The organism is Pseudomonas persica (assembly GCF_900291015.1).
Lineage (GTDB): Bacteria > Pseudomonadota > Gammaproteobacteria > Pseudomonadales > Pseudomonadaceae > Aquipseudomonas.
On the sequence record NZ_OLKL01000155.1, the window covers coordinates 1 to 270 of the forward strand.

Genomic DNA, 270 nt, shown 5'->3' on the forward strand with positions numbered 1-270 from the left:
CTACATCACCGGCAAGCCGATCAAGTTCGTCGGTGTCAGCGAAAAGCCGGAAGGCCTGGACGTGTTCCACCCGGACCGTATCGCCAGCCGCATCCTCGACATGGGCGACGTGCTGTCGCTGGTCGAGCAGGTCGAGCAGCAGGTCGACAAGGACAAGGCGCAGAAGCTGGCCGAGAAGGTCGCCAAGGGCAAGAAGTTCGACCTGAACGACATGCGCGACCAGCTCGAGCAGATGCAGAACATGGGCGGCATCGGTGGCCTGATGGACAA

At 61.9% G+C, this 270-nt stretch carries 1 pseudogene; it reads left to right on the top strand.

Annotated elements, in window-relative coordinates:
* Window positions 1-270 (top strand): annotated as a pseudogene (locus FQ664_RS26095) (signal recognition particle protein); the annotation flags it as partial.